11 protein-coding genes are annotated in these 13,917 nt (G+C 67.8%); 6 read left to right on the top strand and 5 right to left on the bottom strand.

Annotated features, from left to right (window positions below; genetic code table 11):
- Positions 1 to 311 precede the first annotated feature (311 nt).
- Positions 312 to 512, top strand: coding sequence for a hypothetical protein (locus KVT39_RS00140; RefSeq protein ID WP_034179742.1), 201 nt, complete (start codon positions 312 to 314; stop codon positions 510 to 512).
- A gap of 213 nt (positions 513 to 725) precedes the next feature.
- On the opposite strand, the gene ggt is transcribed toward KVT39_RS00140, so the two are convergent.
- A complete protein-coding gene (ggt, locus tag KVT39_RS00135; protein ID WP_034179743.1) occupies positions 726 to 2,447 on the bottom strand; it encodes a gamma-glutamyltransferase in 1,722 nt (573 codons plus the stop codon).
- 398 nt (positions 2,448 to 2,845) lie between these two features.
- Here ggt and KVT39_RS00130 point away from each other — a divergent pair, with 398 nt between their 5' ends.
- The 3 genes from KVT39_RS00130 to KVT39_RS00120 all read left to right on the top strand — a co-directional run bounded on the left by KVT39_RS00130 (position 2,846) and on the right by KVT39_RS00120 (position 9,448).
- Complete coding sequence (locus tag KVT39_RS00130) at positions 2,846 to 3,370, top strand: metal-dependent hydrolase (protein WP_034179744.1); 525 nt, start codon at positions 2,846 to 2,848, stop codon at positions 3,368 to 3,370.
- Positions 3,371 to 3,595: 225 nt separating this feature from the next.
- Entirely contained in the window at positions 3,596 to 8,038 is a 4,443-nt protein-coding gene (locus KVT39_RS00125; protein ID WP_034179745.1) for a DEAD/DEAH box helicase, read from the top strand.
- A gap of 135 nt (positions 8,039 to 8,173) precedes the next feature.
- Positions 8,174 to 9,448 carry an APC family permease gene (locus KVT39_RS00120; protein WP_217586799.1) on the top strand — a complete coding sequence of 425 codons (1,275 nt, stop codon included), beginning with the start codon at positions 8,174 to 8,176 and terminating at the stop codon, positions 9,446 to 9,448.
- A 141-nt stretch (positions 9,449 to 9,589) separates the two neighbouring features.
- On the opposite strand, the gene KVT39_RS00115 is transcribed toward KVT39_RS00120, so the two are convergent.
- The 4 genes from KVT39_RS00115 to KVT39_RS00100 form a co-directional block, all read right to left on the bottom strand.
- Positions 9,590 to 9,886: an XRE family transcriptional regulator gene (locus KVT39_RS00115; RefSeq protein ID WP_011355454.1), complete on the bottom strand. Its 297-nt coding sequence runs from the start codon at positions 9,884 to 9,886 to the stop codon at positions 9,590 to 9,592.
- A gap of 71 nt (positions 9,887 to 9,957) precedes the next feature.
- On the bottom strand, positions 9,958 to 10,317 hold the full coding sequence (locus tag KVT39_RS00110) for a type II toxin-antitoxin system RelE/ParE family toxin (protein ID WP_105391246.1): 360 nt from the start codon (positions 10,315 to 10,317) through the stop codon (positions 9,958 to 9,960).
- Between the two features lie 126 nt (positions 10,318 to 10,443).
- Positions 10,444 to 11,430 carry a pca operon transcription factor PcaQ gene (gene pcaQ / locus KVT39_RS00105; RefSeq protein WP_217586797.1) on the bottom strand — a complete coding sequence of 329 codons (987 nt, stop codon included), beginning with the start codon at positions 11,428 to 11,430 and terminating at the stop codon, positions 10,444 to 10,446.
- A gap of 77 nt (positions 11,431 to 11,507) precedes the next feature.
- Positions 11,508 to 12,245 (bottom strand): helix-turn-helix transcriptional regulator, encoded by a 738-nt coding sequence (locus KVT39_RS00100; protein WP_034179749.1) that lies wholly within the window; start codon positions 12,243 to 12,245, stop codon positions 11,508 to 11,510.
- A gap of 120 nt (positions 12,246 to 12,365) precedes the next feature.
- Between KVT39_RS00100 and KVT39_RS00095 the strand changes: the two genes are divergently transcribed.
- Together KVT39_RS00095 and pcaH are read left to right on the top strand one after the other, a co-directional pair.
- Entirely contained in the window at positions 12,366 to 12,929 is a 564-nt protein-coding gene (locus KVT39_RS00095; RefSeq protein ID WP_217586789.1) for a YiiX/YebB-like N1pC/P60 family cysteine hydrolase, read from the top strand.
- A gap of 278 nt (positions 12,930 to 13,207) precedes the next feature.
- Entirely contained in the window at positions 13,208 to 13,915 is a 708-nt protein-coding gene (pcaH, locus tag KVT39_RS00090) for a protocatechuate 3,4-dioxygenase subunit beta (protein ID WP_034179751.1), read from the top strand.
- Positions 13,916 to 13,917: the final 2 nt, after the last annotated feature.

Below are 13,917 nucleotides of genomic sequence, written 5' to 3'. Positions count from 1 at the left end.
CATTCCTAATGAAAATTGAGATGGGGCGGAAACGCGCACTATCGATAACTACGAACCATTAAAATTTACTTATCTTTTTAGCGCAGCCCGCCTTTCAAAACTCATTCCGTGATTTTTGCGACATGAATCCTACATGAAAGCCGTATTGATAAATATCGGATAAGTTCGAATAACACTTGCGCCGCAAACCATCCAGCAAATCAATTGCAAAAATTGTTAAATTCAGACAATCGCATTTCGATTAGGCATGGTTGGCACGAGACATCACCGCCCGCGGCTTTGTATCGATGTTCACGGAAACTGATGCCCCCATGAAGTCCACCGTCATGGCTAGACGATGCGCTTGTCAACATGAGCGGCCGACACTGAAACTGGCGCGCGGCATTCTGCGCGCCGAGATGAATGAGCACGCTGACCGCGCCGCAGGGGTCCTGCCGTTTGCGTTCGGCGCGGCGACGCTGGCGGGCAGCGCTCTGGCCAGGCTCGCGATCGATCGACATTCGATCGGGTAGTTGCGGCGCTACTGGCCGTCATGTGCACGGCGCTGATCGTGGCCCAACGGCGCGGGAACACCAGTCGGCGAGCCGGCCCGGCGGCTTGCTCGCGCGCAGCGCCGTCATGCGCAGCACGCGACGCCGAACAAGCCGCGCACAAAAAAACGCCGGGCATCGGCCCGGCGTTCGTCGATGCACAAGCGGCCGCCATTCGCGACCGCACGCGCCCAGTCAGTGAATCACCCGCGTCACCCCGCGCCCGCGCGGGTCGGCCATCGCTTCCGGCGTCTTGCCGTCGATCTTGATCACCTGGATGTCGCCGCTGAAGTCCTGCCCCTTCAGCGTGTAGCCGCGCGCCTCGATCTGCTTCGCGAGTTCGCCTTCGATCGGGTGGTACGGCTCCCAGAAGATCGTGTTCGGCGGCAGCAGCTGGTGATGGAAGCGCATCGCGCCGACGGCTTCCTTCAACGGCATCCTGAAGTCGTAGATGTTGTTGATCACCTGGAAGATCGACGTGAAGATACGCGAGCCGCCCGGCGTGCCGATCACGAGCGACACCTTGCCGTTCCTGGTCATGATCGTCGGCGACATCGACGACAGCGGCCGCTTCTTCGGTTCGATCGCGTTCGCATCGCTGCCGACCACGCCGAACATGTTCGCGACGCCCGGCTTCGCGGAGAAGTCGTCCATCTCGTCGTTCAGCACGATGCCCGTGCCGTCGGCGATCACGCCCGAGCCGAAATAACCGTTGATCGTATACGTGTTCGACACCGCGTTGCCCCACTTGTCGACGACCGAGAAGTGCGTCGTTTCGGCCTTCTCCGGCATAGTGGTGCCAAGGCCCGGCTGCACGCTCTTCGTGTCCGACGGCTCCTTCGGATTGACCTCGCCCGCGCGCTTCGCGATGTACGCGTCGTCGGTCAGTTGCGCGATCGGCACCTTGTAGAAGTCCGGGTCGCCGAGATACTGCGCGCGATCGGCGAACACGCGCTTCTCGATTTCCGCGACGAGGTGGATGTACTGCGGCGAGTTGAGCTTCACGCCCTCGAAATCCTGCTTGCGGTCGGCCTTCATCTTCAGCAGCTGCACGAGGCCGATGCCGCCCGAGCTCGGGGGCGGCGCGGTGATCACGTCATAGCCGTTCCACTTCGCCTGCACCGGCTGGCGCCACACCGCGCGGTATTGCGCGAGATCCTCGGTGGTGATCAGCCCGTTGCCGTCGCCGGTCTTCATCGAAGCCGCGATCAGCTCGGCCGTCTTGCCCTTGTAGAAACCTTCCGCGCCGTCGTTCGAGATTCGCGTGAGCACGTCGGCGAGATCGGGCTGCTTGAAGTTCACGCCGGCCTTCAACCCGGAGAAGTACTTGTCGAAGTTGGTCTTGCCGCCGAACTCCTTCGACGCGTCGACGCCGCGCTGCGCGAGCTGCTCGTCGACGACGAAGCCGTCGCGCGCATAGTGGATCGCCGGCGCGAGCACCTGCTTCCACTTCAGCTTGCCGAAGCGCTTCTGCGCTTCCCACATGCCCGCGACCGTGCCCGGCACGCCGACCGCGCGCGGGCCGTACAGGCTCATGCCCTTGACGACGTTGCCGTCCTTGTCGAGGTACATGTCCTTGGTCGCGGCGAGCGGCGCGCGCTCGCGGTAGTCGATGAAGTACGGCTTGCCGTCCTTGTAGATCGTCATGAAGCCGCCGCCGCCGATGTTGCCGGCTTCGGGGTACGTGACGGCGAGCGTGAATGCGATCGCGACGGCCGCGTCGATCGCGTTGCCGCCTTCCTTGAAGATCCGCTCCGCGGCATCCGCGCTGTACTTGTCGGCCACCGCGACCGCCGAGCTCGTCAGGACCGCCGGTTGCGGACCTTTCGCATAGACGGGCGCGTTCGGCAGGAAACCGATGCCGGCCACCGTCGCGAGCACGACCGCGGATGATTTGAAGCGATTCAGCGTAGTCATTGCATGTCCCCCATGTGGATCTCCTTCAGGCAGGAAAAGCACCTGTCCGTTTATAGCCGCTGGCACGCCGACGGCCATATGCCGGTTTCGTAGTATAGGGGGACAAAAAGGGTCGAACACGCGACGCGGCGCGAAAGCCCATCGATCGGGTGCGTCCGGTCACGCAGCAGCGCAGCAGCATGCATACGAACCGGTCGAAATTGCATGCGGTGCGCGTCATCACGCAACGCACAAAACGGAAAGTTGCGAACTGCGCCGCATGCAACACATGCATACAAAAAAATCTGCGGACGAGCCGCCCGTTGCCCAGCCCGATCTGAGAAGATGGCGCCCCGCTTTCGCGCCGCATCGTTTTCTTTCGCTCACGCTCCGCTTCACGTTTCTTCGTCTCATTCCCTATGGCATCACACAATGCGCATCATGCGTCCGGCTTCGCGGCCGGCGTCGCCGCCGCCGTCCTCGTCGCACAGACCGGCGCAACAGGCCCGTGGCACGCAGGCATGCTCGCCGCGTTCGCAGCGGGCGTCGCGGGCGGCACCGCGCCCGACTGGCTCGAAGTCGCATGGTGGACCCGCAAGCGGCGGCTGTGGATCACGCACCGCACCATCACGCACTGGGGCATCGGCTGGATCGCGCTGCTCGCGCTCGGGTGGCATGGGCTCACCCATCATCCGCATCCGCTGTGGGCCGCGCCGCTGTTCGGCTTCGCGTGCGGCGGCGTGATGCACCTGCTCGCCGACTGGCCGAACCCGCTCGGCGTGCCGTGGATCTGGCGGCGCCATTCGCTCAACCTGTGGAACAGCGGACATTGCGACCTGATCGTGGTGGCCGCCGCATGGGGCGGCACGCTGTGGCTCGCGCAATCGCTGTGGACACGCGCGCCGCTGCTCGAACACTGGCTCGGCTGGCTGCATCGCGTGTAGTCGCGTGTAGTAGTGTTGCTTCGGCGCGATATCGGCGTGCCGGCGCGCACGCAACTTTACGTCCATCGTTGAAAGTGCGATGCGGGCCCCCATCTCGATCTGAATCGTCGACACGCGTGCCCGAACGGCACGCGATGCCCGGCACGCACGCGCGACGTCTGGCACACTGACGATTCGATTCGCGCGCGATCCGTCCGCGCGCTCGCACCCCATTTCAACGCTCCGATGGACGTCACCGCCACCCGCCCTGCCGCCAGTGCGCTCGACGTGTTCCACCCGGCCGTCGCCGCGTGGTTCCGGCGCACGTTCGCCGCGCCGACCGGCGCGCAGGCGCTCGCGTGGCCGCACATCAAGGCCGGCCGCTCGACGCTCGTCGCCGCACCGACCGGCTCAGGCAAGACGCTCACCGCGTTCCTGTGCGCGCTCGACGATCTGGTGCGCGATGCGCTGTCGCACGACGGCGCGCTTCCCGATGCGACGCTCGTCGTCTACGTGTCGCCGCTGAAGGCGCTGTCGAACGACATCCACGTGAACCTCGACGCACCGCTCGCCGGCATCGGCGAATCGCTCGCGCAACTCGGCCTGCCGGTGCCGGCGATCCGCACCGCCGTGCGCACCGGCGACACGACGCAGGCCGAGCGCGTCGCGCTGCGCAAGCGCGCGCCGCACATCCTCGTCACGACGCCCGAGTCGCTGTACGTACTGCTGTCGTCCACATCGGGGCGGCAGATGCTGTCGAACGTGCGCTCGGTCATCGTCGACGAAATCCACGCGCTCGCATCGTCCAAGCGCGGCAGCCATCTCGCGCTGTCGCTCGAACGTCTCGACGCGCTGGCCGGCCATGCGCTGCCGCGCATCGGGCTGTCGGCGACGCAAAAGCCGATCGACGCGGTCGCGCGCTTCCTGGTCGGCGGCCCGGCCGATGCGCCGCGCGACTGCACGATCGTCGACACGGGCCACACGCGCGAGCGCGACCTCGCGCTCGAACTGCCGAACGTGCCGCTCGAACCCGTGATGGCGACCGACGTGTGGGAACAGATATACGACCGGATCGCGGGGCTCGCGGCCGCGCATCGCACGACGCTGGTGTTCGTCAACACGCGGCGCACTGCCGAGCGCATGGCGCGCCATCTCGCCGACCGGCTCGGCAAGGAAGCGATCGCCGCGCATCACGGCAGTCTCGCGAAGGAGCACCGTTTCGATGCCGAGCAGCGCCTGAAGCGCGGCGAACTGAAGCTGCTCGTCGCCACCGCATCGCTCGAACTCGGCATCGACATCGGCGATGTCGATCTCGTCTGCCAGGTCGGCTCGCCGCGCGGCATCGCGCCGTTCCTGCAGCGCGTCGGCCGCTCGGGGCACCACGTCGGCGGCGTGCCGAAGGGCCGGCTGTTCCCGCTGTCGCGCGACGAACTCGTCGAATGCGCGGCGCTGCTCGATTGCGTGCAACGCGGCGAACTCGACACGTTGAGGATTCCCGAAGCGCCGCTCGACGTGCTCGCGCAGCAGATCGTCGCCGAAGTCGCGTGCACGGAATGGCAGGAGGACGCGCTGTATGCGAGCTTCACGCGCGCGGCGCCGTACGGGAGGCTGACGCGCGAGCGCTTCGACGAAGTGATGAAGATGCTCGCCGAAGGCTTCACGAGCCGCCGCGGCGTGCGCGGCGCATACCTGCATCGCGACGTGGTCGGCGGCACGGTGCGCGGGCGCCGCAACGCGATGATGACCGCGACCACGTCGGGCGGCACGATCCCCGACATGGCCGACTACGCGGTGCTGCTGGAACCGCAGGGCATCCAGGTCGGCACCGTCAACGAGGATTTCGCGATCGAGAGCCTGGCCGGCGACGTGTTCCAGCTGGGCAACCAGTCGTACCGGATCATTCGCGTGGAAACGGGCCGCGTGCGCGTCGAGGACGCGCAGGGCCAGTCGCCGAACATTCCGTTCTGGCTCGGCGAGGCGCCGGGGCGCAGCGACGAGCTGTCGGCGGCGGTCGGCCGGCTGCGTGCACGGCTCGACGGGCTGTTCGCCGACGGCGACCGGCAAGCGGACGCCGGCGAGCGCAAACGCGCGGGTGGTAAAACCGCGAGCAACGCGGAAACCGAAACAGGCACCGCGATCGCCCCTGCCGAAAGCCGCCTCGCGCCGGCGTTGCGCTGGCTCGTCGACGATCTCCACCTGTCGCCCGACGCCGCGCACCAGATCGCCGACTACCTCGCCCGCACGCGCGCCGCGCTCGGCGCGCTGCCGACGCAGGACACGCTCGTGATGGAGCGTTTCTTCGACGAATCGGGCGGCACGCAGCTCGTGATCCATTCGCCGTTCGGCAGCCGCATCAACCGCGCATGGGGGCTCGCGCTGCGCAAGCGCTTCTGCCGCAGTTTCAACTTCGAGCTGCAGGCCGCCGCGACCGACGACGCGATCATCCTGTCGCTGTCGCTCGCGCACAGCTTCGCGCTCGACGAAGTGTGGCGCTACCTGCGTTCGGCCAGCGCCGAGCACGTGCTGGTCCAGGCGCTGCTCGACGCACCGATGTTCGGCGTGCGCTGGCGCTGGAACGCGACGACCGCGCTCGCGCTGCCGCGCTTCACGGGCGGCCGGCGCACCGCGCCGCAACTGCAGCGGATGAAAAGCGAGGATCTGCTTGCGACCGTGTTCCCGGATCAGGTCGCGTGCCTCGAGAACATCGTCGGCGAACGCGAGATACCGCATCACCCGCTCGTCGACCAGACGCTCGACGATTGCCTGCACGACGCGATGGACACCGACGGCTGGCTCGCGCTGCTGCGCCGGATCGAAAGCGGCGCGATCGAGCTCGTCGCACGAGACCTGCCCGCGCCGTCGCCGCTCGCGGCCGAGATCCTGAACGCGAAACCCTACGCGTTCCTCGACGATGCGCCGCTCGAGGAGCGCCGCACGCAGGCCGTGCAGTCGCGCCGCTGGAGCGATCCCGAATCGGCCGACGATCTCGGCGCGCTCGACGCCGATGCGATCGATGCGGTGCGCGACGAAGCATGGCCGCTCGTGCGCGACGCCGACGAAATGCACGATGCGCTGCTCACGCTCGCATGCGTCGCCGACAGCGAAGCACAGGCCCACGAAGGCTGGCCCGACCGGCTCGCGGAACTCGCGGAGCGCCGTCGCGCAACCCAACTCGTCGCGCCGGGCGGCGCCGCGCTGTGGGTGCCGGTCGAACGGCTCGTATGCATGCGCACGCTGCATCCCGACGCACGCGTGGCGCCTGCGATCAAAGTGCCGGCCGCCTGCGCGCAACCGTGGGAAGCCGATGCCGCACTCGTCGACGTGGTCCGCGCGCGGCTCACCGGCTTCGGGCCGCTTGCGCTCGACGCGATCGCGACACCGCTCGGCCTGCCGCCGGCGTCGATCGCGACGGCACTCGCGGCGCTGGAGCGCGAAGGCTATGTGATGCGCGGCCGGTTCACGCCGGGTGCGACGACGGACGAATGGTGCGAACGCCATCTGCTCGCGCGCATTCATCGCTATACGGTGAAGCGGCTGCGCCGCGAGATCGAACCGGTCGAGCGCGCCGACTTCATGCGCTTCCTGTTCCATTGGCAACACCTGACGCCGGACACGCGCGGCACGGGCCGCGACGCACTCGCGGCCGTGGTCGAACAACTCGAAGGCTACGAAGCCGCGGCAAGCGCGTGGGAAGACGCGCTGCTGCCCGCACGGCTCACCGACTACATGGCGGGCGGCCTCGACGAGCTGTGCCGCTCGGGCAAGCTCGTGTGGACCCGCATCGGCGCACCGGCGCGCACGGCCGGCACGCCTGTGAAGACAACGCCGATCGTGCTGCTGCCGCGCCGCCACCTCGCCGCATGGCAGGCACTGCGCGACCCCGACGCGCAACCGGCGCTGTCCGCGCGGGCCACGCAGGTACGCGACGCGCTCGCCGCACACGGCGCGATGTTCTTCGATGCGCTGCTCGACGACCTGCACATGCTGCCCGTCGAACTCGAACAGGCACTCGGCGAGCTCGTGTCGGCCGGCCTCGTGAATGCGGACAGCTACGCGGGCCTGCGCGCGCTGCTGAAGCCGGCCGTCAAGCGCAGCGCGACCTATGCGCCGCGCACGCGGCGCGGCGGTGCGCTGATCGGCGGGATGGACGATGCGGGCCGCTGGGCGCTCGTGCAGCGTCACGCGCCGCCGGACGATGCGCCGGCGCCGAAACGCGGCCCGGCCGCGACCGATCCCGACGCGCTCGAACACATCGCGTGGACGCTGCTGCGCCGCTACGGCGTCGTGTTCTGGCGGCTGCTCGAACGCGAGGCCGACTGGCTGCCGAGCTGGCGCGAACTCGCGCGCGTGCTGCAGCGCCTCGAAGCGCGCGGCGAGATTCGCGGTGGACGTTTCGTCGCCGGGCTCGCGGGCGAGCAGTTCGCGCTGCCCGAGGCGATTCCGATCCTGCGCGAACTGCGGCGGCAACCCGGCGACGGGCAGTACATATGCGTGACGGGCGCCGACCCGTTGAATCTCGCCGGCACGCTGCTGCCCGGCGACAAGGTGCCGGCGCTGGCCGGCAATCGCGTGCTGTTCCGCGACGGTGTGCCCGTCGCATCGCTCGTGTCGGGTTCATTCCACTACGCGCCCGAACTGTCGCCCGCCGCGCGCGAGGATGCGCGCCTGCGGCTCGCGCGCCACTGCTGACATCGGCTGACAGACGGCGCAGCGCAGACTACTGATCGCCGGGCCGCGCTGCCGCCATCGTTCGGGTAGCATCGTGCGATTGACCGCGCGGGCTCCCGCGCCCACACACAACAAGACTTCCGGAGACTGCCGCTCATGCCTGCGCATGCCGACTCGCCCGCCGCTCATCACGCGGGCTCGCTGACCATTTTCCAGGGTGCCGCACTGTATATCGGCGCGGTGCTCGGCACCGGCGTGATCGCGTTGCCTGCGCTGGCCGCCGAGGTCGCCGGCCCGGCGTCGCTGCTCGCGTGGGCTGCGCTCGTCGTGCTGTCCGGGCCGCTCGCGGCCACCTTCGCCGCACTCGGCGCACGCTATCCCGACGCGGGCGGCGTGTCGACCTACGCACGGCGCGCATTCGGGCCGAAGGCGGCGGCGATCGTCGGCTGGTGCTTCTACTTTGCGGTGCCGGCCGGCGCGCCGGCCGCCGCGATGTTCGGCGGCGCGTACGTCGCGGCCGTCACGGGCGGCGGGCACACGACGGTCATCGTCACGGCTGCCGCACTGATCGCCACCGTGTCGGCCGCGAATGCATTCGGCGTCACCGTATCAGGCCGCATGCAGCTCGTACTGTCGGCACTGCTCGTCGCGCTGCTGCTCGCCGCGGTGCTGGCGTCCGCGCCGCATGCGCGCACCTCGAACCTGCAGCCGTTCGCGCCGCACGGCTGGCTCGCGGTCGGCCAGGCTGCCGCGCTGCTCGTGTGGAGCTTCGCCGGCTGGGAAGCGATCACGCATCTCGCGGCCGAATTCCGCCGGCCCGCGCACGACATGCCGCGCTCGGCCGGCATCGCGGTCGTGGTCGTCGGGTTCCTGTATCTGTCGGTCGCCGCCGCGAGCGTGACGGTGCTCGGGCCGTCTGCAGGCGCATCGGGCGCACCGCTCGCCGAACTGATCGCGGGCGGCATCGGCGGCCACGCGCAGGTGCTCGCGGCCGCGGCCGCGCTGCTGCTCACGCTCGGCACGATGAATGCGTATTTCGCGGGCGCGGCCAAGCTCGGCGCGGCGCTCGGGCGCGACGGCGCATTGCCCGCGTGGCTCGCGCAAGGCAGCCAGGTCGGCGGCGTCCCGCGCCGCAGCCTCGGCGTGATCGCCGTGCTCGCGGCCGTCGCGCTGGCCGCGACGACGATCTCGGACGTCGGGCCGAAACCGCTCGTGCTCGTGACGTCCGGGTGTTTCGTGATGGTGTATGGGCTCGGTGCGGCCGCCGCGCTGAAGTTGCTGCCGCGCGGCGGCATCGCTTACCGCTGCGCGTGGATTTCGCTGATTGCGGTTGCCGGGCTGTTCCTGACGACGGGCTGGTATCTGCTCTGCCCGCTGCTGCTCGCGGGCGGCGCGCTGCTTTATCTGCAGGTGACCGGGCCGCGCAAATGACCCGCCGTATGCGCCTGGGCCGACGCCTGCCCGCTCACGGCGACGCGCCGGTGAATCGCAGGCCGGATCACCGGCCAATTCGCTGCACGCATCACGCGGACGATCGCCGCAAACCGACCGCGCGCCGTTTCGTCACGCCGGTCAGGCCGGCACCAGCTCGAAGCTGAGCCGTTTGCCGAGTGCTGCGGCCGCGCTCGCGAGCGTCGCCAGCGTGAGGCTCGTGTCGGTTTCGTCGAGCAGCCGGTTGAGCGCGGCACGGCTGGTTTTCATCCGCGCGGCCATCGCGGTTTTCGTGATGTGCTGCGCCTTCATTTCCTGCCCGATCTGCCACGCGATCACGCGCTTGATCGCGGTGGCGGTGGCCGCTTCGAGATTGCCGTCCTCTTCGAGGAAGGTATCGAAATCGCTGCCGATATGCGGGTTGTTCGTGGTCGTCATGTCGTACTCCAGTGCATGGCGTTGCGGCTGCCCGACCGTCGGAGACGGTGCGTTCCGGCGCAACCGGGAATTCAAATGGCGTGCGTCAGCGCTGTCAGGCGCGCGACGGTGACGTCGAGATCGTCCGACGGCGTGGCCGGCGACTTCTTGATGAACCCGTGCAGCAGGACCATCGTGTCGCCGACAACCGTGAAGAGGACACGAGCGTTGCGCGTGGGCAGCACGATCCTGATCTCCCACAGATCCTTCGCCATCTTCCGAACCAGCGGCATGCCGAGCGGCCAGCCGAATTGAACGGTTTTGATCTCTTCGCCGATCGCCCTTCGCTCCGCGCGCTCAAGCGCCTTGAGCCATTCGCGTACCGGCTCGTTGCCGCATGCCGTGCTGAAGAACCGCACGCCGAGCGTGACCTGAATCTGCTGTCTCGCCATCGTCTTGTCACCGATCGTACCAAAAACGATACGATATGCCAAGCACCGCGAGGACGGCTACTGGCCGGATGGCCAATCCGGAAACGGAGAAAAAGACTGAGCCGGGCTGTCGCCCGGCACGAAGGATCAGCGATCGCCGCGCCCCGGCTTGCGCGCGGCGCGTGGCGTCCGGTGCGGGCGCTTGTCGCCGAACCGCGACCGCGCGATGTCGCGCACGGCATCGATCAGCGTCCGTGCGACCGGCGACGGCTGCGCATCGGTGCGCAGAATGAGCCCGACCGGCTCGTCGGTACCCGCGGACGGCAGCGGCAGGCGCGCCAGCGCACCGGCCGACAGATCGTATTCGGCCGCGTAGAGCGGCACGAACCAGACCGCGTCGTTCTCGAGCGCCAGCGCGCGCGCGACCGAGACCGACAGCACCTCGATGAACGAATCCAGCGGCGGCACGCCGCATGTGCCGAGCAGTTGCTCGGCCGACTGGCGGATCAGCGTGCCGTACGGCGGCAACACGACCGGATAGCGCGCGAGCTCGGTGGCCGGCGCCGTGCTCGACAGCAGCGGGTGCCCTGCGCGCACGACCGCGACGAGCGGCTCGTTGTACAACTGCTCGAACGCGAGCCCGATCATCCGCTCCGGCTCCGACAGTCGCCCGATCGCGCATTCGATCGCACCGGACTTCAGGCGCTCGAGCAGATCGGCGTTCGCGGCCGTCGCGATCCGCACGACGATGCGCGGCCAGCGCTCCGCCAGCGCCTTCATCAACGCGGGCGCAAGCGATGCCGCGACAGTCGGCAGCATGCCGATTTCCAGCGTCGCGGCAGCGGCCCCGCCCTCGCGCGCGAGCAGCCCGACACCCTGCCGCAGCGCCAGCACGCACGCATTCGCGTGCGGCATGAACAACTGCGCTTCGCGGGTCGGCTGCGCGCCCTGCCGGCCGCGCTCGAACAGCTTCACGCCGAGGATCGCCTCCAGTTCGGCGATCGTCTTCGACACGGCCGGCTGCGTGATCGAGAGGCTTTCGGCCGCCTTCTGCACGCCGCCCAGCTGCGCGACCGCGAGAAAGCACTGCAGGTGCCGAAGCTTGACGCGGCCGTCGGCGATACGGTTATTCATAACGGGTGGTTATGCGAATGACGATGAAATGCCATTTTGCATAACTTTCCGGATAAGCCCAAGCATTCGGTGAAACGTCACGCGCCACGCCGCAGCGCGTGGAAACCGGTCGGCTCCCAGACCCGCTTTGCGATCAGCAAGCCCGTCCCGTGCTTCTGCCCGAGCGGCGCTGACGACGATTCCGCATGCAACGCGGCCGCCTTGCTGCGCAGCCGGCGCAATTCCAGTTCGAGTTCCGCGGCGGCCGCCTCCGTCAGCATCCCTTGCGAGAACGTCATCGTCTCGCCCGCGCCGTCGAAACGGCTGTCGAGGAAATCGCCGAGCGCGTGCGCATGGAAATAACGACGGATCGGCCCGCCGGGCAGCCAGTCGAAATCGCGCGCGACACGCACGCGAATCCGGTCGCCCGGCAGCAGCGCGACGACGTTCATCCGGTCGAGCATCAACAGGTATTTCACGCACTCGGCCTTCGTCAATCGATAGGCCGACACGATGTCCTGCACGGTCCAGTAGTTGATCGCGCAGACGGCGACGAGCAGCAGCTTCTCGTCCGACACGAGTAGCGCCTCCTGCTGCTCGGTCAGCACGTGCAGCCTCGGCGCCGACGCCGATGCCTCCTGCACGAGCTCGGCCAGCGTATAGCCGAGCAACTGCGCGATCTCCGCGACACGCTCCAGCGTAAAGCGGCCGCTCGCGAACAGCCGCTTCACGCTCGTCTCGGAAACGTCGAGCGCACGCGCCACGTCGCGGTAGGTCATTCCCTGCGCCTTCAACTGGCGCTTCAGCGTTTCGATGAGTTGGGCGGTTTCGGTCATTTTGGTATCGAAAAACGATGCTCAAGGTCGGATATTAGGCTACCTCCGCATGAAGATGAACACTTTTGGATACTTGTCTGCATAATCCGCTCCGTCCTGTCACTCAACGACGGAGCCGAAATGGCCACCCGAACCGAAACCGCCGCTTACGAACCGCAGCACACCGCACCGCGCGATGCACGCGACACGGATCGCACGATGCCGCTCGCCACCGTCCGCACGCTGGCCGCCGGCGCGCATGTCGGCGATCTCGTGTTCATCCGTGTGCCGGCCGGCTCGCCGCGCAACGCGGCAGGCACGACGGGCGCATGGGCCAATCGTTTCGGCATCGTCGTCGATACGTCGGGCGACGAACCCGTGATCGCCGAGCCCGCGTTTGCGTGGACGAAGCTCACGCCGCTGTCGCGCTTCGTCGCCCATGCCGACGGCGGACGCATCGCGCTGGCGCGCCGCGTCGCGGCACCGACCGCCGACGAGCAGCGCCGGTTGCATGCAATGGCCGAACAGCGGATCGACGCTTTGCTCGGCAACCGCTTCAACCTGCGGGTGCGGCGCGGGTTCTGCGCGCAGTACGTGAACGATGTGCTCGGCGCCGACCGGGCCGCGACACCGGCCGCACTGCTGCGCAGCGGCACGCTGTCGCTCGAATTCGACGGGATCGTGTTCGATCCCGGCCACAAATGACGACGGGCAGGCTCGGGGAGGCCGGATAACAACAAGAACAAAAGACAAAAAATAGCGACGGGCTGGCTGGAGGGCCGTGCGCGGGGTCGTCACCGACGACGCAAAGCCCGATCGTTTTCATCCGCCGGACAGGCATCCTGTCCGGCGGATTTTTCATTGGCGCATCGCACATAACGAACGGTTATGCTTCTCGCGAAAAAAGGTCATTTTTCATAACTTCCTGGATTGGCTAAAGTCCTGCCATCGCACTTCGCGAAATACCTATCAGGAGACGCCCGATGGATTCCCCCACGATCCTCACGCCGCGCGACTGGCCGTCGCATCCGGCCTATGTCCACCCCGAATACCGCTCGTCGGTGAAGCGCGGCCCGACCCGCCCGCTGATCCCGCTGAAGGACAAGCTGCGCGACCAGTACGCGCCCGTCTACGGCGCTGAAGATCTCGGCGCACTCGACCACGACCTGACGAAGAATGCCGTGAAGAACGGCGAGCCGCTCGGCGAGCGCATGGTCGTCACGGGCCGCGTGCTCGACGAAGGCGGCAAGCCCGTGCGCAACACGCTCGTCGAGGTGTGGCAGGCAAACGCGGCCGGCCGCTACGTGCACAAGGTCGATCAGCACGACGCGCCGCTCGACCCGAACTTCCTCGGCGCGGGCCGCTGCCTGACCGACGACGAAGGCCGCTACCGCTTCCTGACGATCAAGCCCGGCGCGTATCCGTGGGGCAACCATCCGAACGCGTGGCGCCCGAATCACATCCACTTCTCGCTGTTCGGCGATTACTTCGGCTCGCGTCTCGTCACGCAGATGTACTTCCCCGGCGACCCGCTGCTCGCGTACGACCCGATCTTCCAGGGCACGCCCGAGGCCGCGCGCGATCGCCTGATCTCGCGCTTCTCGATGGACATCACCGAAGAAGGCTATGCGCTCGGCTACGAATTCGACATCGTGCTGCGCGGCCGCGACGCTACCCCGATGGAGCGCTGAAC

The sequence above is a fragment of the Burkholderia sp. GbtcB21 genome (assembly GCF_019091065.1).
In the GTDB taxonomy this organism is placed as follows: domain Bacteria; phylum Pseudomonadota; class Gammaproteobacteria; order Burkholderiales; family Burkholderiaceae; genus Burkholderia; species Burkholderia pyrrocinia_C.
This window is presented reverse-complemented; position numbering and strand designations above follow the sequence as displayed.